26 protein-coding genes are annotated in these 24871 nt (G+C 65.9%); 17 read left to right on the top strand and 9 right to left on the bottom strand.

Annotation, left to right across the window (positions count from 1 at the left end; all coding sequences use genetic code 11):
- The first annotated feature begins 53 nt into the window (after positions 1-53).
- Entirely contained in the window at positions 54-455 is a 402-nt protein-coding gene (locus IQ216_RS02200; RefSeq protein WP_193814144.1) for a DUF86 domain-containing protein, read from the top strand.
- Between the two features lie 140 nt (positions 456-595).
- On the opposite strand, the gene IQ216_RS02195 is transcribed toward IQ216_RS02200, so the two are convergent.
- On the bottom strand, positions 596-1111 hold the full coding sequence (locus tag IQ216_RS02195) for an HdeD family acid-resistance protein (RefSeq protein ID WP_193814143.1): 516 nt from the start codon (positions 1109-1111) through the stop codon (positions 596-598).
- A 204-nt stretch (positions 1112-1315) separates the two neighbouring features.
- Between IQ216_RS02195 and IQ216_RS02190 the strand changes: the two genes are divergently transcribed.
- The 7 genes from IQ216_RS02190 (at position 1316) to IQ216_RS02160 (ending at position 8845) form a co-directional block, all read left to right on the top strand.
- Positions 1316-2680 carry a V-type ATP synthase subunit B gene (locus IQ216_RS02190; protein WP_193814142.1) on the top strand — a complete coding sequence of 455 codons (1365 nt, stop codon included), beginning with the start codon at positions 1316-1318 and terminating at the stop codon, positions 2678-2680.
- Positions 2677-3282 carry a V-type ATP synthase subunit D gene (locus IQ216_RS02185; RefSeq protein ID WP_193814141.1) on the top strand — a complete coding sequence of 202 codons (606 nt, stop codon included), beginning with the start codon at positions 2677-2679 and terminating at the stop codon, positions 3280-3282. Before IQ216_RS02190 ends, IQ216_RS02185 begins: the two co-directional genes overlap by 4 nt.
- Positions 3279-5087 (top strand): V-type ATP synthase subunit I, encoded by a 1809-nt coding sequence (locus tag IQ216_RS02180; RefSeq protein ID WP_193814140.1) that lies wholly within the window; start codon positions 3279-3281, stop codon positions 5085-5087. The genes IQ216_RS02185 and IQ216_RS02180 overlap by 4 nt, the downstream gene beginning before the upstream one ends.
- A 20-nt stretch (positions 5088-5107) precedes the next feature.
- Positions 5108-5539, top strand: coding sequence for an ATP synthase subunit C (locus tag IQ216_RS02175; RefSeq protein WP_370566573.1), 432 nt, complete (start codon positions 5108-5110; stop codon positions 5537-5539).
- Between the two features lie 92 nt (positions 5540-5631).
- Positions 5632-6291: a hypothetical protein gene (locus tag IQ216_RS02170; protein WP_193814138.1), complete on the top strand. Its 660-nt coding sequence runs from the start codon at positions 5632-5634 to the stop codon at positions 6289-6291.
- On the top strand, positions 6288-6983 hold the full coding sequence (locus IQ216_RS02165; RefSeq protein WP_193814137.1) for a DUF2764 family protein: 696 nt from the start codon (positions 6288-6290) through the stop codon (positions 6981-6983). Before IQ216_RS02170 ends, IQ216_RS02165 begins: the two co-directional genes overlap by 4 nt.
- A complete protein-coding gene (locus tag IQ216_RS02160) occupies positions 6983-8845 on the top strand; it encodes a V-type ATP synthase subunit A (protein WP_193814136.1) in 1863 nt (620 codons plus the stop codon). Before IQ216_RS02165 ends, IQ216_RS02160 begins: the two co-directional genes overlap by 1 nt.
- Before the next feature lie 27 nt (positions 8846-8872).
- Here the strand turns inward: IQ216_RS02160 and IQ216_RS02155 are convergent, their stop codons facing one another.
- Together IQ216_RS02155 and IQ216_RS02150 are read right to left on the bottom strand one after the other, a co-directional pair.
- Positions 8873-9793: a polyphosphate kinase 2 family protein gene (locus IQ216_RS02155; RefSeq protein WP_193814149.1), complete on the bottom strand. Its 921-nt coding sequence runs from the start codon at positions 9791-9793 to the stop codon at positions 8873-8875.
- A gap of 103 nt (positions 9794-9896) precedes the next feature.
- A complete protein-coding gene (locus IQ216_RS02150) occupies positions 9897-11606 on the bottom strand; it encodes a SulP family inorganic anion transporter (protein ID WP_228007033.1) in 1710 nt (569 codons plus the stop codon).
- A gap of 680 nt (positions 11607-12286) precedes the next feature.
- Here IQ216_RS02150 and IQ216_RS02145 point away from each other — a divergent pair.
- Positions 12287-12469, top strand: a complete 183-nt coding sequence (locus tag IQ216_RS02145; protein WP_370566571.1) for a hypothetical protein — start codon at positions 12287-12289, stop codon at positions 12467-12469.
- Between the two features lie 34 nt (positions 12470-12503).
- Here the strand turns inward: IQ216_RS02145 and IQ216_RS02140 are convergent, their stop codons facing one another.
- Positions 12504-12797, bottom strand: coding sequence for a hypothetical protein (locus IQ216_RS02140; protein WP_228007032.1), 294 nt, complete (start codon positions 12795-12797; stop codon positions 12504-12506).
- 65 nt (positions 12798-12862) lie between these two features.
- Here IQ216_RS02140 and IQ216_RS02135 point away from each other — a divergent pair, with 65 nt between their 5' ends.
- A complete protein-coding gene (locus IQ216_RS02135) occupies positions 12863-13528 on the top strand; it encodes a Fe2+-dependent dioxygenase (RefSeq protein WP_193814134.1) in 666 nt (221 codons plus the stop codon).
- 49 nt (positions 13529-13577) lie between these two features.
- Here the strand turns inward: IQ216_RS02135 and IQ216_RS02130 are convergent, their stop codons facing one another.
- Together IQ216_RS02130 and IQ216_RS02125 are read right to left on the bottom strand one after the other, a co-directional pair.
- Positions 13578-15278, bottom strand: a complete 1701-nt coding sequence (locus IQ216_RS02130; RefSeq protein ID WP_193814133.1) for a SulP family inorganic anion transporter — start codon at positions 15276-15278, stop codon at positions 13578-13580.
- Positions 15279-15438: 160 nt separating this feature from the next.
- Positions 15439-15579: a hypothetical protein gene (locus tag IQ216_RS02125; RefSeq protein ID WP_193814132.1), complete on the bottom strand. Its 141-nt coding sequence runs from the start codon at positions 15577-15579 to the stop codon at positions 15439-15441.
- A 104-nt stretch (positions 15580-15683) separates the two neighbouring features.
- Between IQ216_RS02125 and IQ216_RS02120 the strand changes: the two genes are divergently transcribed.
- On the top strand, positions 15684-17024 hold the full coding sequence (locus tag IQ216_RS02120) for a cation:proton antiporter (protein ID WP_186697607.1): 1341 nt from the start codon (positions 15684-15686) through the stop codon (positions 17022-17024).
- A gap of 5 nt (positions 17025-17029) precedes the next feature.
- Entirely contained in the window at positions 17030-17896 is an 867-nt protein-coding gene (locus IQ216_RS02115) for a DUF6671 family protein (protein ID WP_193814131.1), read from the top strand.
- 238 nt (positions 17897-18134) lie between these two features.
- Here IQ216_RS02115 and IQ216_RS14385 read toward each other — a convergent pair whose 3' ends face one another.
- Positions 18135-18260, bottom strand: a complete 126-nt coding sequence (locus IQ216_RS14385; protein WP_255510559.1) for a hypothetical protein — start codon at positions 18258-18260, stop codon at positions 18135-18137.
- On the opposite strand from IQ216_RS14385, the gene IQ216_RS02110 reads away from it, so the two are divergent.
- Positions 18259-18825: a Crp/Fnr family transcriptional regulator gene (locus IQ216_RS02110; RefSeq protein WP_193814130.1), complete on the top strand. Its 567-nt coding sequence runs from the start codon at positions 18259-18261 to the stop codon at positions 18823-18825. The genes IQ216_RS14385 and IQ216_RS02110 overlap by 2 nt on opposite strands.
- Here the strand turns inward: IQ216_RS02110 and IQ216_RS02105 are convergent, their stop codons facing one another.
- On the bottom strand, positions 18826-21489 hold the full coding sequence (locus IQ216_RS02105; protein ID WP_370566568.1) for a cation-translocating P-type ATPase: 2664 nt from the start codon (positions 21487-21489) through the stop codon (positions 18826-18828).
- 89 nt (positions 21490-21578) lie between these two features.
- On the opposite strand from IQ216_RS02105, the gene IQ216_RS02100 reads away from it, so the two are divergent.
- Positions 21579-22508: an SGNH/GDSL hydrolase family protein gene (locus IQ216_RS02100; protein ID WP_193814129.1), complete on the top strand. Its 930-nt coding sequence runs from the start codon at positions 21579-21581 to the stop codon at positions 22506-22508.
- 6 nt (positions 22509-22514) lie between these two features.
- Here IQ216_RS02100 and IQ216_RS02095 read toward each other — a convergent pair whose 3' ends face one another.
- A complete protein-coding gene (locus IQ216_RS02095) occupies positions 22515-22769 on the bottom strand; it encodes a hypothetical protein (protein WP_193814128.1) in 255 nt (84 codons plus the stop codon).
- A gap of 86 nt (positions 22770-22855) precedes the next feature.
- Between IQ216_RS02095 and IQ216_RS02090 the strand changes: the two genes are divergently transcribed.
- From IQ216_RS02090 to IQ216_RS02080, 3 genes are all read left to right on the top strand, one after another.
- Positions 22856-23347 (top strand): protein phosphatase, encoded by a 492-nt coding sequence (locus tag IQ216_RS02090; RefSeq protein ID WP_228007031.1) that lies wholly within the window; start codon positions 22856-22858, stop codon positions 23345-23347.
- Positions 23344-23976: a 2OG-Fe(II) oxygenase gene (locus IQ216_RS02085; protein WP_193814127.1), complete on the top strand. Its 633-nt coding sequence runs from the start codon at positions 23344-23346 to the stop codon at positions 23974-23976. Before IQ216_RS02090 ends, IQ216_RS02085 begins: the two co-directional genes overlap by 4 nt.
- Before the next feature lie 67 nt (positions 23977-24043).
- The coding region (locus tag IQ216_RS02080) for a class I tRNA ligase family protein (protein ID WP_193814126.1) at positions 24044-24871 on the top strand (828 nt) is incomplete at its 3' end.

The following is a 24871-nucleotide window of genomic DNA, read 5'->3' as shown; positions in this document are numbered from 1 at the left end:
GCTTCTTGGCCGTGGTCTGCTCGTAATCACCGAATCCGAGCTGCTTGCTGCCCATGAACCCAGTCCGCGCCTGCGATTACAGGGATATTTTCGCGCGGATGGCTCGGGTTTTCCAGAGCCTCCCTAGACAGAACTCCTCGATCGCTGAGTTGCCAATTCAGCAATCAGGGTTCATAGTGGATGAACGGAGCTGCGCAGTCAGCTTCCAGGCAGTCATCCTCTGGCTGCCCCTGTTCACCCTCCGGAAAGGGTCACAGGACCTCCTGAGTTACACCACTCGGAGGGGCGCTACCGGCCTCACGGTGGAGCAGTACGAACAGAGCAGACTGATTCGCTCTGCTGTGGAGCGTGAGTTCATCATCATCGAGGAGGCCCGACAGATCATCAGCTTTCGCAACAAGCTCACCCACGAGTACGTCACGATCAACAATCAGTTGGTCTGGCCGTTGTTCTGAAGTACCTGCAGCCGCTTCACGACCGTTGCCAGCACCTGCTCCGCCAGTTGGAGGGTCCTTGATGCAAAAGCAGATTCCCCGGGCTCCTGTCGGCCGGGGGCCGGCCCAAGTCCTGGCGTTGAGCGGCTCCCCTTTGCTGCTCAGCCGGGCTCGGGCCTGGGGCTCGTCAGCAGGTTGATGGCCGAGATGCCCAGCCCGACGCCCAGCAGGGTGCCGATCGCCCAGACGCTGTCGCTGGGCCATTCGGCCACCAGCAGTCCGCCGAGCACGGTGGTGACGATGCCATCAAGCAGCACCAGCGCCCTGGCGGGGCCCTGGGCTGCGGCGGCGCCAGCCAGCTCCATCACCCCCTGGAAGGCCAGCAGGAAGCCCAGGAACAGCGTGAGGCTCACTTCGCCGGCCAGGGGAAACACCAGGATCCAGAGCCCGCCCCCCACGTAGAGCAGCGCCGACAGCAGGCGAAAGATCCTGCTGCTCCAGTCGGTGGCACCGGTGAGGCGCAGCGCCTGGGAGATCCCCGCCGCCACGGCGACGCCGCCGATCACGATCGTGAGCAGGGTGGCCGAAACGAAGGGCAGCGCCAGGGCCAGGCCCGCCGCCACAAACAGCAGGGCCGCTGTCAGCCAGCGCAGGGCAGGGGAGGAGGGAACCGACAAAGGGGTAGTGCGTGGTCCTCAGAGGCTAGGTGCAGCGACCGGCGATCCCCTACTGACGATGACAGTGCGGTTGCGACAAGTCTTGTTTCGCTTCCGGAGGCCTCCCGCGTCGGGCTTAAACTCTGCACACAAGCCACCATCCAGGCTCTGAGAGATGCATTCATCGAACGTTTGCTCTGTCACATCTGAACTGTCGGGCCCGAGATGAGTCTTCTGATCAGCTACTCCAAGATCCTTGAGATCGTCGGGGACATCATCAGGGTGGAGGTGCCCCCCGGTGGTCATGACGGTGAGACAGCACCGCGATTCAATGATCTGGCGGTGGTTCAGAGTTCGGATGACAGGCAGTCCCTGGCCCAGGTGATTGAGCTGGGGGAAACGGCAGTGGCGCTGCAGGTGTTCCAGGGCACCAAGGGCATTTCCACCGACTCCAAGGTGCGCTTCCTTGGTCACCCGATGACCGTCACGTACTCGGGCAACATTCTCGGCCGGGTGTTTCGTGGCACAGGTGAGCCTATCGACGGGGGGCCGAGTCTTTCGGATGATGCCCGGGTGCCGATTGGCGGGCCCTCGGTTAATCCGATGCGTCGCATTCTGGCCTCAAAGATGATCCGCACCAATGTGCCGATGATCGACATCTATAATTGTTTGGTTGAAAGCCAGAAGATTCCGATCTTTTCTGTTTCTGGAGAGCCGTTCAACACCTTTCTTGCGCGGATCGGAATTCAGGCGGATGCAGACGTCGTGGTGTTCGGTGGACTCGGGCTGATCTTCGATGATTTCTATTCCTTCCGCAAGACCTTCGAGGAAGCTGGTGTCTTCCCTCGCACGGTGATGTTCGTGAATCTCGCCTCCGACCCTGTTGTTGAGCGCACCCTGATTCCTGATATGGCCCTGGCCGTTGCAGAGCGCTTTGCGGTGGAGGAGGGCAAGCGAGTGCTTGTGCTGCTGACGGACATGACCGCCTTCGCCGACTCCCTCAAGGAGATCAGCATCGCCATGGACCAGGTGCCGGCCAACCGTGGTTATCCAGGCAACCTCTACTCCCAGCTGGCCCGTCGCTACGAAAAAGCAGCCGATTACGCCCAGGGTGGATCGGTAACGGTGCTCACGGTCACCACCATGCCTGGTGACGATGTCACCCATCCAGTTCCCGACAACACCGGCTACATCACGGAGGGTCAGTTCTACCTTCATGATGGGATGATTGATCCCTTTGGGTCACTGTCACGCCTCAAACAAAATGTGATCGGCAAGGTGACGCGTGAAGATCACAACCAGGTGATGAACACCACGATTCGCCTATACTCCGGCGCCAGGGACGCCCAGCAGAAGCAGGCGATGGCCTTTGAGCTCTCTGAGTTCGATACCAAGCTGATCAAGTTCGGTGAGCTTTTCCGCCAGCGCTTCATGGACATCAACGTGGATCTGCCACTCGAAGCGGCCCTCGATCTGGCCTGGCAGACGATGGCCGAATGCTTCGAGCCCGAGGAGCTGCTGATGAAACAGGCTCTCATCGACAAGTATTTCCCCAGGCAGGTTCAGAACAGTCGGGTGCAGATGCCATGAGCAGGCTTTCCCTCACCAAGGCCTCACTGACACGCCAGAAGGGGCTGCTCAAGACGTATCACGATGTGCTCCCTTCCCTCGATCTCAAGCGACGTCAGCTGAGTGCCGAGCGAGATCAGGCCAGGCAGTCAGTCAAGGCGCTTCAGGAACGGTTGCGCTTCCTGGAGGAGGAGGTGGGCCGGGTCTGTCCCATGCTGGCCCACGAGGCGATCGATCTCGATGGCCTCGTGCAGCTCACCGATGTGCAGATCGGCGAGGAAAACCTGATGGGAACCCGCCTGCCTGCCGTGGACCGGGTGACGGTCGCGGTGGCCGATTACGGCCTGCTCTCTCTCCCCTTCTGGGTCGACCGGGTGGTGGAGTGTCTCCGTGAGGCCCTGCGCACACAGATCGAGCTCCAGGTGGCGGAGCAGCGATTCGAGCGGCTGCGGGAGGCGGAGCGCACGGTGACTCAGCGCTTCAACCTGTTTGACAAGGTGCTGATCCCCCGCACCCGGCGCACCATCAAGACGATCGCGATCTACCTCGCCGATGCCGAGCGAGCCGGGGTGGTGAACTCCAAGATCGCCAAGCGCAAGAAGGAGAAGGTGCTGGGGCGATGAGCATTGTTCCGTTGGCCCGCGTCACCGTTGTCGGCCTCTCCGCTGACAAGGACCGTCTGATTGACGGGCTGCAGCGCCTGGGTTGTCTGCACCTGATTCCCCTGGAGTCGCCTGCGGAGCAGGACACCTTCGTCACGCCCCGGCCCATTGAGGAGGCGCAGCAGGCGCTGCGCTACCTGAGCGATGTGCGGCGACGTCGCCATCAGACCCGCGTCGATGCCGACTTTGATTTCGACCGCCTGATCGCCGAGGCCCTGGCCACGCGCCAACGCCAGCGGGATGCCGAGGACCGGCTTCTGGCCCTGGAGGCCCGGCTGCGGGAACTCCAGCCCTGGGGTGAGATCGCGCTGCCGGATCTCGATCTGCTGGGTGGACAGCGCCTCTGGTTCTATCGGGTGCCCCATCCAAAGGCGAGGTGGTTCCGCGAGGTCCTGGTCGGCCTGGATGTGCCCTACCAGCTACTCCACGAGAGCCCGCGCCACCTCTACTTCGCCCTGATCGCTCCCTCAGAGCCCGATCCCGAGGCCCTGCCCGTGCCCCGCTCCCACGTGGGAGCGCTGCCCACCGCTGAGGTGCGTCGCGACCTCGATGCTGCCCGTACAGCCCTCGAGGAGGTGGAGGCGGATCATGAGGCGCTCAGTCGCTGGATCTTCCTGCTGTCACGACACCTGGCTCAGGCCGAGGATTCCCAGGCCCGGGCCCAGGCCAGTGGCATGACCCACGACGACGGCACCCTGCTGCAGCTTCAGGGTTGGCTGCCCAGCCGCGACATCTCCCGCCTCGATGGGTTTGCCCGGCAACACGGTTTGGCCTTCGTGGCGGAGAAGCCTGAACCCAGGGATACCCCTCCCACGCTGCTCTCCAACCCGGTTTCCCTGACCGGAGGGCAGGACCTGGTGACCTTCTACGAAACCCCCGGGTATCGCGACTGGGACCCTTCGATCGTGGTCTTCTTCTCCTTTGCCCTGTTCTTTGCCATGATCCTGGCCGACGCCGGCTATGCCCTGGTGCTGGCCGTGCTGTTGGGCCTGCTCTGGAAGGGGATGGGGCGGAGTCCGGCCGGGCGCCATTTCCGGTTGGTGGCGGTGGTGGGCCTCAGCTTCGCCCTGCTGTACGGCGTGCTGGCGGGCAGTTATTTCGGTGTTGTGCCGCCGGCGACATCGCCTCTGGTCCAGCTGAAGCTGCTCGACCTCAATGATTACGAGGCGATGATCAAAGTCTCGCTCGTGGTGGGCTGCCTGCACCTGTTGCTGGCCAACGGCATCGTGGCGATTCGGGGGCCGGGCGTAGTGGCCAGGGCCAGACCGCTGGGCTGGATGGCGGTGATTCTTGCCGGGCTTGTGGTCTATCTCGGAGCGGGCACGGCCTGGCTGGTCAATCTGGGCGCGGGCCTGGGGGTCGGTGGATTGCTGACCATTCTGCTGTTGAGCAGTGATCGGCCGATCGCCCATCCGGCAGCCCTCATCCTGCGGCTTGTGGATGGTCTTGGATCACTGACCAACATTTCCAAGCTGTTCGGCGATGTGATGAGCTACCTGAGGCTCTTCGCCCTGGGCTTGGCGAGCGCATCCCTGGCCGTTACGTTCAATCAACTTGCCGGACAGGTCTATCACTCAGACGTAGCCTTGGGTGTACCGATTGCCATTCTGATTCTTCTGCTTGGCCATGGCATGAATCTGTTGCTGGCGATCATCAGTGGGTTTGTCCATGGACTGCGCCTGAACTTCATCGAATTCTTCAATTGGAGCCTTTCTGAGGAGGGGTATCCCTTTCGGCCTTTCGTTAAAAAGGAGCCAGTTTCTTGAACGACCAGTTTTCACTTCTGGTGCTTGGTTGGATCGGCATCTACGCTCCCGTCGCCCTCGGGGCCATTGGTGCCGCCATCGGCTGCACCGTCGCCGGCCAGGCTGCCATTGGAGCCATGATGGAGTTGAACAGTGGCTATGGGCGTTTCGTCGGTCTGTCGGCTCTCCCCTCCTCCATGTCGATCTACGGCATCGTGGTGATGTTCATCCTCAACCGTCCGGTGAGTCCCGGGAATGCAGGAGGCCTCTTCGGCATCGGGGTTCTGGCCGGAGTCGTCTTTCTGGTGGCCGCCATCTACCAGGGTCTCTGCTGCGCCTCCGCGATTGCGGGCTCGAAGTCGAAGCCTGAGATCTTCGGCCTGGCCCTGGCGCCTGCAGCGATCGTGGAGGGCTTCGCGGTGTTCGCCTTCGTGTTCGCCCTGGTGGCCGCCGGTGGTATTCCGGCGAAATAGCACCCTTCGTTCAACCCCGTACCACCGTTCACCGCCGCAGGAGCGATCCGATGCCCAGGTCAGGATCCAGTCACCAGGACACCCCCGCTCAGGTGGCCGCAGGAGTGGAACAGCTGATTGCCCGGCTGCGCGATCAGGGGGTGGAGGCTGGCCGTAGCCAGGCCGATCAGCTGGTCGCCGAGGCCCGGCAGGAAGCCCAGCGCACCGTGGATCAGGCCAGGCAGAAGGCGGACCAGATTCTGGCGGAGGCCCGCCAGGAGGCCGACACGTTGCAGACCTCCGGCCGGCATGCCCTGGAACTCGCTTTGCGGGATGCCGTGTTGGCCATGAAGACCCAACTGATGGAGCGTTTCCGGGGTGAAGTGAGGCAGCTGGTGGGTGAAGAGCAGCAGCGGCAGGAAATTCTCGAAAAAATGATCCTGGAAGTGGTGGGCCGGGTGCGGCCTGAGGCGGACCGCTCCGACCAGCCGCAGGTGCTGCTGCCCCGCCATGTGGCCGGCTTGGCCGAGCTCAGCCAGAACCCTGAGGAACTGGAGCAGGGGGTGCTCACCCACTTCGTACAGCTGATTTCTCGCGCCATGCTCCGCGACGGGGTCAGCTTCGGTGTCGCCAGAGACAGTGAGGCGGGCTTGCGGGTGCGCCTGCTGGATCGTGACGTGGTGCTCGATCTCACCGACAGGGCCGTGGCTGAGGCGATCCTTGAGCATCTGCAGCCCCGCTTCCGGGCCCTGCTGGAGGGTGTCGTGAAATGAGCCCCCGTTACACAACCCTGATGGCCAGCCTGCCGCCCCTCGGTGGCCTGTTCGAGTCGCGCACTCCAGCGATTTCGCGGCTGAAGCTGGAGCGTCGCCTCAGGCTGCTGGAGCCGCAGGACCGTCGACGCCTGGAGCTCACGGTCAGCCTCCTCTCCCAGTCGATGCGACCCCTGGACCAGGGCGGCGGCCCCGGCGATGACCGTTTGCTGGAGGAGGCCCGGGCCTTTTTCGCTGAGGTCTCCCATCCGCTGCTGCGCCATCTGGTGACCCATCGCCTGGATCAGCGCACCGTGCTGGCGGCCCTGCGCCGCCGCCATCGGGGCGAGGCGGAGCCGCCGCTGGCTCAGCCCTGGGGATTCGGAGCCTGGGTGCCGGCGATCCAGCGTCACTGGAAGGAGCCGACCTTCCGGCTCGAGGCCATCTTCCCCTGGATTGTCGAGACTGTGCGCCTGCTTGAGGTCGACGACCTCATAAACCTCGAGCGGCTCCAGTTCGCGGTGATCTGGAAGGACCTTGACCGGGTCTCCCTGGGCCACCACTTCGATTTCGAAGCCGTGATGATCTATCTCGCCCGCTGGAGCCTGGTCGAGCGTTGGTGCAGCTTTGATGCCCAGGCCGCCACGGCACGCTTCCGTCAGCTGGTTGCCGCCGGTCTCGGCTCCTTCGCCGCTGCTTCAGCCACCCCCTGATGACCGACTCCTACAACCCTGCCCGTGTGGTCGCTGTCCAGGACGACCTGGTGACCATTGGCATGGCCACCACGGCGCCGCGGCCGATCCTCAAGAACGAGGTTCTCTACATCCTGCCGAAGCACAGGGAAGGGCAGCGCCAGGAGCGGCTCAAGGCCGAGGTGCTGCGCGTGCACGGCAGCACAGCCGATGCCCAGGTCTTTGAAAGCACCCTGGGGGTGGGGATCGGGGATCCGGTGGAGCAGACGGGCGAGTTGCTCTCGGTGAAGCTGGGCCCCGGGCTGCTCACCCAGGTGTATGACGGGCTGCAGACACCCCTGGCCAGCCTGGCGGCCGGCTACGGCACCTTCCTGCCCCGCGGGGCTTCCGTGCCTCCCCTCGACCCGGAAAAGACCTGGTCCTTTCAGCCCACGGCCCGCATGGGCCAAACCCTCAAGGCTGGAGATGTGCTCGGCACAGTGCAGGAAGGGCGCTTTGCCCACAAGATCATGGTGCCCTTCGACCAACCTGGGACGGTCACCCTGGACTGGATTCAGCAGGGCGCCTTCACGGTGGACACGGTGGTGGCCCGGGTCACCGACTCCAAGGGGCACAGTCGCTCCCTCACCCTGGCCCAGGACTGGCCGGTGCGGCGGCCTCTGCCGGAGCTTCTACTGCAGAAGCGCTATTGCGAACGGCTCTATCCCGAGGAGCCCATGATCACCACCCAGCGGATCGTCGACACCTTCCTGCCCATTGCCCGTGGCGGCACCGGCTGCATCCCTGGTCCCTTCGGTGCGGGCAAGACGGTGCTTCAGAACCTGATCTCCCGACACTCCGACGTGGACGTCGTGCTCGTGGTGGCCTGCGGTGAGCGGGCAGGAGAAGTGGTGGAGACCATCACCGAATTTCCGAAGCTCACTGATCCGAAATCGGGTGGATCGCTGATGGATCGCACGATCATCATCTGCAACACCTCCTCAATGCCAGTGGCGGCCAGGGAGGCCTCCATCTATACCGGTCTCACCCTCGGCGAGTACTACCGCCAGATGGGATGCAATGTGCTGTTGATTGCCGATTCCACCTCTCGCTGGGCCCAGGCCATGCGCGAGACCTCCGGTCGGCTTGAGGAGATCCCTGGTGAAGATGCCTTCCCCGCCTACCTGGATTCAGCCATCAAGGGGGTGTATGAGCGGGCCGGCATCATCCGCACCAATGACGGTAGCGTCGGCAGTCTGACCATGATCGGTACGGTGTCGCCCGCAGGAGGCAACTTTGAAGAGCCTGTCACCCAGTCCACCCTCAGCACGGTCAAAGCCTTCCTGGGCCTGAGTGCTGAGCGGGCTTACAAGCGCTGTTATCCGGCAGTCGATATCCTGCTCTCCTGGTCGCGTTATTTTGGCCAGCTGGAAGGCTGGTTCGCTACTCATGTAGCTCCCGATTGGGTCGATCAGGTGAAGGCAATGAATGATCTTCTTCGCCGTGGCGATGCTGTTGATCAGATGATTCAGGTCACCGGTGAAGAGGGTGTCACCCTTGAAGACTTTATCCTCTACCAGAAAGCCCAGTTTCTCGATATGGTGTACCTCCAGCAGGATGCCTTCGATGAGGTGGATGCCAGTTGCCCCATCGATCGCCAGCAACGTTCTTTCCAGCTGGTCACTGATCTGATTCATCGCCGTTATCACTTTGAGGGAAAAGCAGCCGTCAGGGACTATTTCACCCGTCTGACCGGCCTCTACAAGAATCTCAACTACGCCCCGGAGGAATCACCTGCCTATGCCTCTTTCCTGCAGCAGATCGATACTCTGGCCGCTGCGGCGTGCCAACGGCCGCTCCCAGAAGAGGAGACCGTGGTGGGATCGACCGTGATCGGCACTTGAGCCGGAACAGTTCTGTTTGGTCTGGCCCTATTCGTTCAACAGATCCTGCCTAGCTTGTGCAAGCTCCTGGCGTGCTTCCTTGCTGACTTCTGGATAGTGCAGTCCCAAAGAATCCAGGGCTTCAATAATGGCTGCTCCCACCACAACACGCGTGAACCATTTGTTGTCCGCAGGGACGACATACCAGGGAGCCTGCTTGGTCGCGGTGTTGCGAATGGTGTCTTCATAGGCTTTCATATAGTCGTCCCAGTAACCGCGCTCCCTGATGTCATTGGCTGAGAACTTCCAGTTTTTCTCTGGGTTTTCAAGCCGCTCCAGGAATCGCTTTTTCTGCTCGTCTTTCGATACGTGCAGGAAAAACTTGCGCACCACAATGCCGTTATTTGTGAGATAGCGCTCGTAATTCCTGATATCATGGAAGCGATCTTCCCAAATGTCTTTGCCGAGAAGATCCTTGGGCAAGGTTTGCTTGGCAAGAATCTCAGGATGTACCCGTACCACGAGGGTTTCTTCGTAATAGCTGCGATTAAAGATTCCTATTCTTCCCCGCTCAGGTAGCATCTGGTTGCTGCGCCAGAGGTAATCGTGGTCGAGGTCGACAGCTGAGGGCGCCTTGAAGGAACTCACCTGGCAACCCTGGGGATTCACCCCGCTCATCACATGCTTGATGGTGCCATCCTTGCCAGCAGCATCCATTGCCTGAAAGATCAGCAGCAAGGCCCATCGATCCTGGGCATAGAGAAGGTCTTGAAACTGGGCCAGTAATTCCACGCCGTTGTCCAGTGCTTCCAGGGCTTGCGGTTTGTGCTTCTTGCTGAAGTGAAGCGTGTTTCCCGGATCACCATCTTTGAGCTTGAACTTCTCGCCATCATTAATGCAGAATGGTGTTGAGAAGTCTCTGGCCCGCTTGATCAGTTCCTGCTGCTCGTTGCTGAAAATCTTACCCATGCTCGTCTCCATGACTGGTTTATTCTTGGCAGTCAACTTTCGGGCTGTGGCGATTCTGTATCGAAACTTCGTGGATGATTGACATCCCCGGTCACGGGAGTCTTCAGGCCTCGCTGGTCGATTTGGTTACCAGGGCCTGGATCGCTTTCTTCAGGGATGGGAAGGGGCCTCCATCGGTGGGGCCGGAAGCCAGCCCAAAGCGCTGGAGCTCGCGCATCAGGGCGGTGGAAGTAGTCAGAAAGGCCGAACGAATCCCCCTGCCGCCCAACTGCTGCTGGAGTTCGATCAGGGCCTTCCCTGCCGAATAGTCCACATCATCGATTCCGGAGGCATCGATCACCACTGCCGTGACGGGCTGTCTCTGGCTGCTCACGAGCTTCAGCAATTCATCGGTGAAGTGATTGGCATTGGCATAGAACAGGTTGGCTTCAAAGCGGTAGGCCACGATCCCGGGTGCCACGAACACACCTGGCCTCACTGGCACTGACTGCCAGCCCTTGCCGCTGGGATGTGGTCGCCACAGCCTGGTGCGAGGCCGGTAGGTGTGACGCACCTGCTCGATCAGCGATAGCAGCACCGCCAGCACGATGCCCTGCATCACACCGAGCTGAGCCACGCTGATCACCGTGGCGAGGGCAATGAAGAACTCGTTGCGTTGCAGCGTCCAGAGCTCTCGCATGCCGTCCAGGTCGATCAGTTTGAGACCGATCAGAAACACGATCGAGGAGAGCACAACCGCGGGCATCAGGCTGAGGGGTCCGGTCAGAAACAACAGCACCAGCAACACCATTGCTGCCGTGCTGAGGTTGGCAACCTGGCTGCGACCGCCCGCCGCATCCACCATTTCGGTCTTGGTGGGGCTGCCGTTCACCACGAAGGTGCCGCTCAGGCCCGCTGCCGCGTTGGCACAGGCCAAGCCGAACAGATCCACGTTCTCACTGCAGCGCTCGCCGTAGCGCTGGGCATAGGCGCGGGAGGTTGCGGCGCTCTGGGCCAGGATCACCACGAAGCACGAGGCTGACGTGATCAACACCTGATTCCACTCGGCTGGCTGAATCGAGGGCAGCGTGAACTGCGGCAGACCCCGCGGCACCGTGCCCACCACAGGGATGCCCAGGGCCTGGAAGTGCAGCAACCAACTGGCCAGAACGCTGCTGATGACCGCAATCAGGGCCCCGGGAAGGCGAGGATTGAGAGCCCGGCAGCCGGCGATGATCGTCAACACGGCGATCGCCACCAGCAGGTGGAGCGCTCGGGACTCTCCAAGCCTGAACAGGACAGACAGGATCTGCTGCACAGCACCAGCCTTCACAGGTTCCAGGCCGAACAGTCCACCGAATTCCCCCGCAGCCACCTGCACGCCGATGCCCGTGAGCAGGCCGATCAGGGCGCTTCGTGACAGAAAGTCAGCCAGGAAGCCGAGTCGCAGCACCGAGGCCAGCAGCAGCATCCCCCCCACCACAAGAGCCACGGCCATCGTGAGTTCGCTGTAGCTGCTGCTTTCGGGTTTGGCCACCCCGGCCAGGGTGGCGGCCAGGATGGCTGCAGTGGCGGAATCGGCAGCCACCACGAGGTGGCGGGAGGAACCCAGCAGCGCGAAGGCCAGCATCGGCATCAGCAGGGTGTAGAGCCCTGTCACCACTGGGGTCTGGGAGATGCGGGTGTACCCCATCACCTCGGGGATGGCCAGTGCGGCGAGGGTGACGCCCGCCATGGCATCGGTTCTCCATTGCGCCGGGGGCAGCGGCAGGACCCCTTGCAGCAGGGACGGCATGGCCGGATTGATCCATTCGTTCCAGAACTTTGGCGTCATCGTCGAGAATCGGATCTTGCCTTGTCTGACTGGTCTGGAGAGAGATGCAGCTGCTCGGTACTTTTTGAGCGCGAGTTCTTCATCACTTCATGGACCCGCAGTCGTCGCTGACTGTGGCACGGTAAAGCCATGCTGGGCTTGGCAGGGGAGATGTTGTCTTCCACCAGGGCGAACGCAATGGATTGTCCTGCCTTCTCTCTAACTGGATCATTTCGCCCTGCCATGCTTCAGTAACCAGGCTCGGGGAACAGGGCGTCAAACAGAAACCGTCTGCGTTGAATCTGCTTCAAGTCATTGTCGTCTGGATCTCTGCTCTCCACCTTGGTGTGAGGCCTTTCACCCGCGCATCAAGCCGCCCAAGGGGCGTGTCGTTTGTTGGAACACGCCTCAGCGGTTCGAATCAGGCTTGGTTCTGTGGTGTTTGTTGGGGCCTGTGGCCTGGGCAAGGCCTGCCGCCGGTCCACGTCCAAAGCACGGGGGTTGCCAAAAGGTTGTTGGGCTCTTGGCAGCGCTGGTGGACGGATCCCGACCCCGCCTTGGCTTAGCCCCGTCTGGAGCCATGACCTGCTAGTACGGGTGTACTCCTTTCAGGCGCTATGGCGGTCTCCCCTTCGCTCTTCCCGCTCGCAGGCCAGGCTGGCCCAGAGGCCGTTCGCAACTGGCCCTACCTGACTCAGCCCGTGCTGCGGGCCAGCCGCAGCCGTCAGGTCTGCCTCACCTGCCAGTTCTTCCGTCACCAGGCCGCTGCGGATGCCATCCCCCTGCTCACCTGCCAGCTGCACAGGGGTCTGATCGCCCACGGCGAGCACCTCACCCGCCGCTGCCAAGGCTGGTGCCATGGGCTGCCTGGCGGGCCGGGCTGAAGCTTTGCTGGATTGCCTGGCCTCACTGGGCGGCTCAGTCGTCTTCGCCTTCGCCGCCCTCACCGCCTTCCCATCCCTCACCGCCTTCGCCGTTCTCACCTCCCTCGCCAGCCTCCCCGCCTTCGCCTGCCCGGTTGTCTCTGGGCAGGGGGGCGCCGCTCGGGCTGGTGAGCTCAGGCCTGCCTTCGCCGCCCTCGCCAGCTTCGCCCCCCTCGAAGCGTTCGGCGCGGCGGCCGCAGCCGAAACTGCCGGCCACCAGACCAGCCGTGGCCAGGAAGAGAGCGAGGCTGGAGCGGGCCATGGCTGAGAGGTCGACTTCGGTGATCATGGCGCTGGTGGCGCCGGAAGCTTGGGCCAGGGCGTCACTGTTCGGAGTGTGTTGCTCACACCGCCATGCGCTTTGCGATCGAGCCGTTGTTGTCTTCGGAGCAGGCGGCTGCCATGGGCGAGGSCCTGCGGGCTGAGTCGGCCTCCTGGCGCCCCGGCACCGACACCGCTGGCTGGCACGCCCGCAGCGTGAAACACAACCGACAGCTCGATCCGGACTCACCACTGYACAGCCGCCTCAGCCAGCAGGTGCGCCAGGCCCTGCTGGCCCATCCGCTCGTGGCCGCAGCGGCCCTGCCCGTGCGGGTGCACGGGCTGCTGTTCAGCCGCAGTGGCGTGGGCGAGGGGTACGGCCGCCACGTGGACAACGCCTACATGAAGGAGGGCCGCAGCGACCTCTCCTTCACCCTGTTTCTGAGCGAACCCGGGGCCTACGAGGGCGGCGCCCTGGTGCTGGAATCGCCCGGCGCCGAGGAGGCGCTGCGGCTGCCGGCCGGCCACGCCATCGTCTACCCCAGCACCCTGCTACACCGGGTGGAGCCGGTGCAGGCCGGGGAGCGCCTGGCGGCGGTGGGCTGGATCCAGAGCCGGGTGCGCCAGGCCGATCAGCGCGAGCTGCTGTTCGAGCTCGACACCGCCCGCCGGGCTCTGTTCGCCAGCCAGAGCCATGGCGAGGTGTTTGACCTGATCAGCCGCAGCTACACCAACCTGCTGCGCCGCTGGGGCGACTGACGGCTGGGCTGTCGGCGTGGCGGGCGACGCGCCGGCGCTCAGGCAATCCTCAGGCAAGCGCGCCCACGGCCTGCTGCAGGGCGACCTGGCGGCTGATGGCGGTGCGCTCAGGCGGCAACTTGGCATAGAGCCCGAGCTTCTCGAGCCGCTGGCGGGTGGTGCCGCTGGCCCCCACCACGAACACCTCACGGCCCTTCTCGATCGCTTCCTCCACGGCGTTCTCCACCGCCAGGGCGGAGGTGACGCCCAGGTGGGACACCTCGGTGAGGTCAAACACCACCGCCTTGCACTCGCCGATGGCGTTGTGTTCGCGGCCGATCGCCTTGGCCACGCCAAAGATCATGGCGCCGGTGAGCTGGAACAGCAGCACCTGGCCCTTGCCCTGATCCAGCAGCGCCTTCTCCTCGCCGCTGAGCAGCAGGTCGCCGTCGCCGGTGGAGATCGACTTCACCGAGCGGCTCTGCAGGGCGCTCATCTTGTCGATGGTGAGGATGTTGGCGATGAACACGCCGATGCCCACCGCCGCGATCAGGTCCACCAGCACGGTGAGGCCGATCACCAGATACATGATCAGCGCGCCGGTGAGCGAGATCTGGTGGGCGCGCTTGAGGAAGCTCCAGTCGACGATGTCAAAGCCCACCTTGAGGGCGATGCCGGCCAGCACGGCCTGGGGGATCTGGGCGGCGAGGCCACTGCCGGCCAGGATCACCAGCATCAGGATCAGGGCACGGCTGAGGCCGGAGAGGGCACTGCGGCCGCCGGCCTGGATGTTCACCACGGTGCCCATGGTGGCGCCGGCACCGGCGATGCCGCCGAACAGGCCGGAGACGAGGTTGCCGAGGCCCTGGCCGATCAGTTCCTTGTTGGAGTTGTGCTCGGTGCGGGTGATGCTGTCGGCCACCACGGCGGTRAGCAGGGCGTCGATGCAGCCCAGCATCCCCAGCACGGCCCCGTTCACCAGCATCAGCTGGAGCTGAGAGGCCTCGAAGTGGGGCAGCTGCAGCCTCGGCAGGCCGGAGGCGATGGCGCCGATGCGGCGGATGCCCTCCACTTCAGCCGAGCCATCGGCGCCGCTCAGCAGGGTGAGCGAGAGCACGGTGCCGGCGATCAGGGCGATCAGCTGGGGCGGCGCCACCTTCTTGAGCCGCGCCGGCGTCAGCCACAGGATCGCCAGGGTCACCACAGCCAGGGTGACTTCCGCCGGGCGCGCCCCGGCCAGCAGGGAGGGGATGGCACCGAGGGTGCCGAGCACACCGCCCTTGGGGATGGCCTGGCCCAGGAAGGGGCCGATCTGGAGAATGATCAGGATCAGGCCGATGCCGCTCATGAAGCCCGAGATCACCGTGTAGGGCATCTGGGTCACGTAGCGGCCCAGCCTGAGCAGGCCGAACAGGATCTGGAACACCCCGGCCARCATCACCACGGTGAAGGCCATGGCCAGGCCGTTCTCCGGGTCCTGGGCGGTGAGGCTGGCGATGACGGCGGTCATCACCACGGTCATCGGGCCGGTGGGCTCGGAGATCAGGGTGGGGGTGCCGCCGAACAGGGCGGCGAACAGGCCCACCAGCACCGCCCCCCAGAGGCCGGCCGCAGCCCCGGCACCGGAGGCCACCCCGAAGGCCAGGGCCATCGGCAGGGCGATCACCGCCGCGGTGACCCCCCCGAACAGATCCCCCTTGATGTTGTTGGCGCTGAAGTGGTTCAGCAGCTGCAGGGGTGAGCGCCCCGGAGGGGCCGTATCAGTGGCCATCGCTACAGGGGAGTGTGGTCGCCGGCACATTACTGGTGAAAATGCTGGCGCCGGCGCCGTTCAGCCCCCGCGGCACCGCCACGGCTGGGAATTGCAATGATCAGCTGGGGTGATCATTGGTCCTGGAGCGTGCCCCCACGGCAGCTCCGCCAGGCGTGAATCAGCGGCGTTCGTCGGTGCCACCGGGCTGGTTGCTGTCTCTGTCTTTGCCCAGGCGGGCCTGTCCTGGAACCCCCTGCTGGCCACCGACCCGGCCCTGCGCTGCCGCCTGCCGCACGCCCCTGCCGGTGTCATTGATCACCCCAGCTGATCAGACCGGCCGGGGAAGCCTGGGATTCCGATGCCGACATTTCAGCCGCAATGCGGCTTTTCCCATTAAAAAGACACGCTCCTGTTCTCTCGTGAATGATTCCCCTGCCCACGCTGCTGATGGAAATCGGCAGTCACCAGGCGGAAGTGGCTGAAACCCTGATCGGGGTCGGCCGCTTTCTCGTCATTTTTGTGGCCGCTCGAGCCATCGCTGAGGTGATGGTGCGGCTCCAGCTCCCCACCATCCTCGGCGAACTCGTGGCTGGCGTGCTCATCGGCGCCAGCGGCCTGCATCTGATTCTGCCCCCCGAGGCCCAGGCGGAACTCAGTGGCGCGGTGCTGAACCTGGTGGGCTCCCTGGCCGATGTCTCTCCCGAAACGGTGGATTCCATCTACCGGGAAACCTTCCCCAGCCTTCAGGCTGTGTCGCAGCTCGGCCTGTTCGCCCTGCTGTTTCTCACAGGCCTCGAGAGCGAGCTCGACGAGCTGGTGGCGGTGGGGCTTCAGGCCAGCACGGTGGCGTTCACCGGGGTGGTGCTGCCCTTTGCCCTCGGCACCGTTGGCCTCTATTACTTCTTCCATGTGCCCCTGATCCCGGCGGTGTTCGCCGGCGCGGCGATGACGGCCACCTCGATCGGCATCACCGCCAGCGTGTTCGGTGAGCTGCAGTGGCTGAAGCGCAAGGAAGGTCAGATCGTGATCGGTGCCGCCGTGCTCGATGACATCCTCGGCATCGTCATCCTGGCCGTGGTGGTGTCTCTGGCCGGCGGTGGCGCCTTCACCGTGGGTCCGTTGCTCAAGCTCTGCGCGGCGGCTGTGGTGTTCGTGGCGGCGGCGCTCTTCCTCAGCCGCACGGCCGCCCCGGGCTTCGACTGGGTGGTGGACCGCCTCAAGGCCCCCGGCGATGTGGCGGTGGCCAGCTTCGTGGTGCTCACCCTGTGCTGCTTCGCGGCCCAGGCGATCGGTCTGGAAGCGGCCCTGGGAGCCTTTGCCGCAGGCCTGATCCTCAGTGCCTCCAAGCACACCCATGACATCGACACGGCGGTGAAGCCCCTGGTGGCCCTCTTCGCCACGGTGTTCTTCGTGCTGATCGGCACCGGCATGGACCTCTCCGTGCTCAACCCCTTCGATCCGGCCAACCGCGAAGGGCTGATCGTGGCCATGTTCCTGCTGGTGGTGGCCGTGGCCGGCAAGGTGGCGGCGGGCTGGTGTTACACCAGCAAGGAACCCACCAACCGCCTGGTGGTGGGTCTGGGGATGATGCCCCGCGGCGAGGTGGGTCTGATCTTCCTCGGGCTGGGCACCCAGGCCAACATCCTCACCCCGTCCCTGGAAGCCGCCATCCTGCTGATGGTGATCGGCACCACCTTCCTGGCCCCGATCCTGCTGCGGGTGGTGATCAGCTCCCAGGCCGAACCGGCCACCCAGCCCGGCTGAGCACCATGGGCTCCCCGTCGCCCTATGCGGGACGCAGGGTCTGCCTCACCACACGCCACGGCAAGGAGCGGGCACTGGCCAGGCCCTTCCTGCATGGGCTCGGCGCCATCCTGGAGGTGGCGCCCTGCGACACCGACCAGCTCGGCACCTTCAGCGGTGAGGTGGAACGGCTGGGCGACGCCCGCGCCACCTGTCATCGCAAGGCCCTGCTCGGTCTCGAGGCCAGCGGCCTCAGCCTCGGCCTGGCCAGCGAGGCCAGCTTCGGCCCCCATCCCGCCGTGCCCCTGCTCTCGGTGGGCCAGGAGCTCTTGCTCTTCGTGGATCTGGAGCGGGGCCTCAGCGTGCTGGAGCAGCGCCTCGATCTGGCCACCAGCCTGGCCCGCCGCAGCCTGGAGCCCGGCGAGCTCGCAGCAGAAGGCGTTCAGGCCTGGCTGGCCCAGGTGCGTTTCCCCAGCCATGCGCTGATCGCCCGCCCGGCCGACGGCCATCCCGGCCCCTGCCTCAAGGCCATTCGCAGCCAGGTGGAGCTGGAGGCTGCGGTGGCCCGCTGCGCGGCGGCCAGCCCTGAGGGGCGCGTGTGGCTCGAAACCGACATGCGCGCCCACTGCAACCCCACCCGGATGGCGAGTATCCGGCGGCTGGGTTTCCAGCTGGTGCGCCGCCTGGGGCGGCCTTGCCCCGCCTGCGGGGCCCCTGGCTGGGGACTGCAGACGACCCTGCCGGGCCTGCCCTGCAGCTGCTGCGGCACGGCCACGGCCCTGACAGCCCAGGAGTGCTGGGGCTGTGCCTCCTGCCCCCACACCGAGCTGCGGCCCCGGCGCGACGGCCTGCAGCAGGCCGATCCAGGCCATTGCCCCTGGTGCAACCCCTGACCCTGGCGGCCAGCTGAGGGGGCAGGCAACGTGCGTGGCTGAGGCACGGATCGCTGTGGTTGAAGCCACGGACAACCACTGCCGATTACGCCGGCTTATGCATCCAATCGGGGATCCTGCGCGTGTCAGTTGGCACATTTCCTGACAGAGGCTTTAAGGTTTGCGGACCCAAATTTGAACAACATTCTTTTTATGACTGCACCAGGTTGAATCACACGATGCGGTTTGCCTGGGTTGATCAAGATCCCTGGTTAACCACAGTTGAATCATCACAGCCCAGCGGCACATCGTTGTATCGCTGAGCTGCAATGCGCTGCTGCTCTATCTCTCCATCTTTCTCCTTTGCCATCATGTCCGTCTCCATGTCAAGCCGTTGTCTGCGCCTCAGCCTCCGGGCCGGCGAGACGCTTCCCGCCAATCTCTGCTGGCGCGTGGAAAAGGGCTACGTCTGGCTTGCCCGCTGGGTTCCCGGCTGCGATCCCCTCACCCTGGGCGTGTGGGGCCCGGGCGAGATGGTGATGCCCGCTCTGATCGGTCTGCCTTCGATCGAATTGCGCTCCCTCTCCCCCGTGGTGGTGGTGGAAGAAGCTGACACCACCGTGCCGATGGAGCGCAGCTTCCTGGAGGATCAACTGCGGCAGGCGGCTCTGCTGCTGCTGCTCAGCCGCGTACGCCCCGCTGAGGCTCGTCTGCTGCAATTGCTCGACTGGTTCGGCACCCGTTTCGGCACGATGACCACCAAAGGCGTGCGGCTCTGCTTCGGCGAACGCCCCCTGACCCACCAGCAGCTTGCCGACATCGCCGGCATGACCCGGGTCACCGTGACCAAGGCCCTCACCCAGTTCCGCCAGTCCGGCGTGCTCTCCAGTGATGGCAACGGTGGGCTGTTGCTGCGGGTGCCCGCCTCCGAACTCTGGGGCGAGGAGTGATCAGCCGCTGAAGCCCGCTGTGGGGTCGAGCCGCTCCCCGATCCAGGCCACCGGCAGCATGGCCAGCATCGCCAGGCCGCACAGCAGCCATTGGCTGCCGCTGAGGGGCGCGGTGGCAAAGAAGCGGTTCATCCAGCTCCACTGGCTGAACAGCAGCTGCAGCAGCAGAGCCAGGCTGATGCCGCCCACCAGCACCGGCACCCGCCGCCACTGGCGCCAGCCGCCACGGCTGGCCTGGCTCAGACTGATCAGATACACCACCTGGGCCAGCACCAGGGCCTGAATCGCCATCGTGCGCGCCAGCTCCAGGCTGGCCCCAGACCCTGACACCTGCAGAAACACCCCGAAGATCAGCAGCCAGTAGAAGGCGGACACCAGCAGCACCCGGCGCACCAGACGGCCGCTGAGCAGGGGCTCCCCTGGCGGCCGCGGCGGCTGGCTCATCAGGTGCGGCGGCTGGGGCTCGAAGGCCAGGGGCACCGACAGGCTGAGCGAGCACACCATGTTCAGCCACAGCACCTGCAGCGCTGTGACCGGCAGCTGCAGGCCGAGCACCGCTCCCAGCAGGATGGTCATCGAGGCACCGCCATTCACCGGCAGCACGAAGGCGAGCGCCTTGCGCAGGTTGAGGTACACGGCCCGGCCCTCTTCCACAGCCGCTTCGATCGTGGCGAAGTTGTCGTCGGTGAGCAGCATGTCGGCGGCTTCGCGGGCCACTTCGGTGCCGCCTTCGCCCATGGCGATGCCGATGTCGGCCTGCTTGAGGGCCGGCGCGTCGTTGACGCCATCGCCGGTCATCGCCACCACGGCGCCGCCGGCCTGCAGCGCCTGCACCAGGGCCAGCTTCTGGGCCGGCGCCACCCGGGCGAACACATCGCTCTGCTGCGCCAGCTGACCCAGCTGTTCGGGGGGACAGTCCTCCAGGGCGCGGCCCTCGATGGCCCGCACGGCGCCACCCCGGCCCAGCCCCAGCTGCGTGGCCACCCAGCGGGCGGTGTCGCGGTGGTCGCCGGTGATCATCTTCACGGTGATGCCGGCCTGCTGGCAGGCCTGCACGGCGGCGCGCGCCTGCGGACGTGGTGGGTCGAGCATGCCCTGCAGACCCAGGAACACCAGGCCGCCGCTGCACTGCTGCGGGCGCAGCTGCCGCTGGTGGAGGGCGGCCTGCCCGGAGGCGAAGGCCAGCACCCGCTGCCCGGCGCCGGCCATGGCGGCCACGGCGGCGCTGATGGCCGCGCCATCGAGGGGCTGGGGCTCGCCCGCGGCCGAGAGCTGCCTGTCACAGCGGGCCAGCACCGCCTCCAGCGAGCCCTTCACCAGGATGCGCCCATCGCCATGCAGCGTGGCCATGAACTGGTGTTCCGAGGCGAAGGGAATCACGTCCAGGCGAGGCTGGCGCTGCAGGCAGCCCTGCCGATCCAGACCGGCCACGGCGGCCGCCTGCAGCAGGGCTGTCTCGGTGGGGTCCCCCACCAGGCCCTCATGCTGGCTGGGCCGGGCGTCGTTGCAGAGCATCCCGGCCAGCAGGGTGTCGCGCAGGGCCAGGTTGTGCTCGCTTCCCGCCAACTGATCAAGCGGCCAGCGCTCCCCGCCGGCATGGATCTGCTGCACCGTCATGCGGTTCTGGGTGAGGGTGCCCGTTTTGTCCGAGCAGATCACCGTGGTGCTGCCCAGGGCCTCGACGGCCGGCAGCTTGCGGATGATGGCGTTGCGGCGGGCCATGCGGTTCACGCCGATCGCCAGGGTGATGGTGACGATCGCCGGCAGTTCCTCCGGGATGGCGCCCACGGCAAGGGCCACGGCGCCATCGAACATCTCGGCGGCGGCCCGGCCCCGGGCCAGTCCCACCAGAAAGGTGACTCCCGCCAGGGCCAGCACCAGCTGCAGCAGGGTGTGGGTGAAGCCCCGGAACTGGCGGGTGAGGGGAGTGCTGAGGCTGGTCTGGTCGGCCAGGGAACGGGAGATGTGGCCCACCTCGGTGGCGTTGCCGGTGGCCACCACCAGGCCTCTGGCCCGGCCGGCGGTCACCAGGCTGCCCGCGTAGGCCATGCCGTGGCGCTCCGCCAGGGGCGCCCGCGGCTCCACCGGCGTCGTGGCCTTGCGCACGGGCATCGACTCACCCGTGAGCGCCGATTCATCCACCTGCAGCTGCTGCACCGTCAACAGCCGCAGGTCGGCGGGCACCTTGCTGCCGGCCTCCAGCTGCACCAGATCCCCCGGCACCAGCTGTTCGGAGGCCAGCCGGGCGGGCTGCCCACCGCGCACCACCTCGACGCTGGTGCGCACCGAGCGGGCCAGGGCCGCGATGGCCGTCTCGGCGCGATTCTCCTGCACATCGCCGATCACGGCGTTGATCACGGTGACGCTCCAGATCACCCAGGCTTCGCTCACCTCGCCCAGCAGCAGCTTCACGGCCCCCACCGCCAGCAGGGTGTAGAGCAGGGGATCGTGGAACTGGCCGAGGAAGCGCAGCCAGCCGGGCCTGCCGCGCCGCTGGCTGAGCTGGTTCGGGCCCCAGCGCTGCAGCCGTTGCGCCGCCTCCGCGCCCCTCAGCCCCCGCACCGGGTCGCTGCCGAGGGCGTCGATCAGCTCTGCAGCGGCGGTGCTGTGGGCCTGATCGAGCAGCTCGGGGGGCTGACCGGCCGAGGGAGCAGTTGGCGGCACGGGCACGGCAGCGCGAGCTTCACCAGTGTGCTCAGATTGCCCGCCTGGCCGGCAGCATGGGTCCACAGCCAAGAACCCCGCCGCCGCCGATGACCTCCTCTCTGGTGCTTCTGGGGGACAGCCTGGTGGATACGGGCAACACCACCGCCCTGGCTGGGCTGGTGGGGCAGGATCCCTTCGCGGACCGCATCTACAACGGCGGCGGCAACCGCAAGGCCTCCGATGGCCCAGTGCTGGCTGAGCAGATTGCCCGCCGCCTCGGGGCCAGGCTGAGCTCCACCACCCGGGTCAACCTGCTCAGCCTGCCCCTGCAGCGCCTGGCCGGTGGCTTCGACAGCAGCACCCAGCTCTGGAACTTCGCCTATGCCGGCGCCAACTCCGGCCTGAGGGGCTCCCGGCGGGTCGCCCTGGCCCGCTTCCCGCTCGGGCTCCGCTCCCAGGCTCGGGTGGTGGCGGCCAATGCGCCGCGCCGCGCCGATGTCGATGCCCTGATCGTGGCGGGCAGCAACGACCTGCAGGATCTGGTCGATCGCCCCGGCCGGGTGTTGCGGGCGCTGCGCAGTGCGGGCCGCCGGGATGACCGGCGCTTGAGCCGCCAGCAGGCCCGCAGGATCGTGGCCAACACCCGCCGGGCCGTGGACACGATCAGCGGCAACCCCAGCAGGGGCGGCTTCGCCATCGATGAGGTGGTGATTCTGGGGCTGGCGCCCCTGAGCCAGACCCCTGCGGTGAGAGCCGTGGCCGCTGGCCTGAGACCGCCCCTGGGCCGCGACCTGCGGCGGTTCGTCGACCAGACGGCCCGGCGGGTGAACCGCCAGCTCAAGCGCCGCTACAACGGCCCGCGCCGCAACGACGGGGTGGAGGTGATCGATGGTTTCCAGGTGTGGAACAGCGTGGCCAGGCCACGCTTCCTCGACGACGTTCACCCCACGGCCGCCACGGCAGGCCGGCTGGCGGATGCCGTGGTGCGGCGGATCGCCGCTTCGAGAGACCTCAGCAGCTATGGCTTCTCAGCCTGATCAGGCTCAGTCGTCGGGATAGAGCAGGCCATCGAGCTCCTCGGGATCCACGTCATAGACGCGGGCCAGGGTGGTCTCGATGGCGCTGGTCACCACGTCGGGCAGGAAGCGCATCGCATTGATCGCGTCATCGGCGATGTCGTCGGTGAGCAGGGGGTCACCGCCCAGCTTCTCGTCGTTGATCACGGCCATCACCCAGCTTTGATAGGCGGTGACCAGATCGGCGAACTCGAGCTCCGGGTCGTTCAGATCCAGGGCCATTGGGCGTCTCCAGGGACGTTGCCTCTGCAGTTTGCCCACTGGCGAGGATGGCGCAGCCCTTGTTCCCGGTTGTCCTGACCGTGACCATGCCCGAACCCGCTGCCCAGCCCCCTCGCCAAAGCGCTCCTGAGGCGACCCGGGGCCGGCTTGCCGCGTTCGCTATCGGCGAGCTGGTGCGCCAGCACCGCAGCAGCTTTGCGCCGCTCTGGAGCACTGAGAGCTGGGTGAAACTGCTGATCTGGCTGGCACTCAACTGCGGCTGCAGTGGCGACGAGGCCGGGCTGCGGGCCTTTCGGGCCTGCCTTGATCCGGCCCTGAGCCGCCGCCTGCGGCAGCAGTTCTTCACGCGGGAGCTGGAGCTCCTTCAGCTGCAGGTGGTGGCCGATCCCGCCGAGGAGGCGGCGCTGGTGCTGCSGCTGGCCCCCGGCGGCGCCCCCGTTGATCTGCAGCGGGCGGCGGCGGCCGTGGCCGCTGCGGGCCTGGAGGCCCAGCTGGTGGCCGACCGCGGGCGCTGGAGCAGCCTGGAGGGCGCGGTGGCCATTCCCTGGCAGCTGCCATCGCCCGCCGCCACGCCATGACCCTGATCGCCACCTACACCAACCCCGGCTACAGCGCCCTGGCCGATGCGGTGATGGCCTTCTTCGAGCGGCGCAGCGACCTGCAACGCCCCGGGGTGGCCTTCGGGCCGGAGGCTGGGCCCGGGGCCGCGCCCGCCAAGGTGTCCATCGACATCAGCCTGGTGGCGATCGACCGCAGCGATCCGGAGGCCTTCGCCCTGGCCGAGGTGATCCTGCGGGGGGTGACGGCCGGCCTCAACCAATACCTCAGGGAGCGGCCGCTGCTGCGCCAGTGCTGCCCGGAGCAGGCCCTGTTCGTGAACCCGATCTTCAACCTGCAGCGCTACGCCCCGGGCGAGGCCTTCCACGCCTGGCACTGCGACTGGACCCTCAGCGAGGAGGACACCGAGCCGAACCGCCGTGTGCTGGCCTGGATCCTCTACTGCAACAGCCTGCCCGAGGGGGGCACCGAGTTCCACTGGCAGGGCCACCACGAGCAGGCCGAGGCGGGCAAGCTGCTGCTCTTCCCCGCTGGGCTCTCCCACATCCACCGCGGCCGGGTGAGCCACGACCACAGCAAAACGATCGCCACGGGCTGGATCAATGCCGGCACCCTGGAGGCCTACGTGGCTCGTCTGGCGGCGAAGTGACCCCGAAGGCCACGGAGCGCCGCTCCGTGCTTTGAGACCATGGGGCCTCCGCCGGTGCTCCAGCTCCATGGCCGAGGCCACCCCAGCTCCTGACGGCGCCCTGCCCAAGACCTACGACCCGGCCAGCACCGAAGCCCGCTGGCAGGCCGCCTGGGAAGCCGCCGGCGCCTTCCATCCCGATCCGGAGGCCCCGGGGGAGACGTTTTCGGTGGTGATCCCGCCGCCGAACGTGACCGGCAGCCTGCACATGGGCCACGGCTTCGAGACGGCCCTGATCGACACGATCGTGCGCTTCCAGCGTCTGCAGGGCAGAAACGTGCTGTGCCTGCCCGGCACCGACCACGCCTCGATCGCGGTGCAGTCGATCCTGGAGAAGCAGATCAAGGCCGAAGGCGGCAGCAAGGACGACCTCGGCCGCGACGCCTTCCTGGAGCGGGCCTGGGCCTGGAAGGCCGAGAGCGGCGGCACGATCGTGGGCCAGCTGCGGCGGCTGGGCTACTCGGTGGACTGGCAGCGGGAGCGCTTCACCCTTGATCCGGGCCTGAACAAGGCGGTGGTGGAGGCCTTCGTGCGCCTGCACGACCAGGGCCTGATCTACCGGGGCGAATACCTGGTGAACTGGTGCCCGGCCTCGGGATCGGCGGTGAGCGATCTGGAGGTGGAGATGAAGGAGCTCGACGGCCACCTCTGGCACTTCCGCTACCCCCTCAGTGGCGGCGCCGACCATCTGGTGGTGGCCACCACCCGCCCCGAAACGCTGCTGGGCGACACCGGCGTGGCCGTGCACCCCGACGACCCCCGCTACGCCGCCCTGGTGGGCCGCACGCTCACCCTGCCCCTGGTGGGCCGCGCGATCCCGATCGTGGCCGATGCGCACGTCGATCCGGCCTTCGGC

Origin of the sequence: Cyanobium sp. LEGE 06143 (genome assembly GCF_015207535.1) — a bacterium.
In the GTDB taxonomy this organism is placed as follows: Bacteria; Cyanobacteriota; Cyanobacteriia; order PCC-6307; family Cyanobiaceae; genus NIES-981.
Note: the sequence above shows the minus strand (reverse complement) of the source record. Positions and strands in the feature narration are given on the sequence as shown.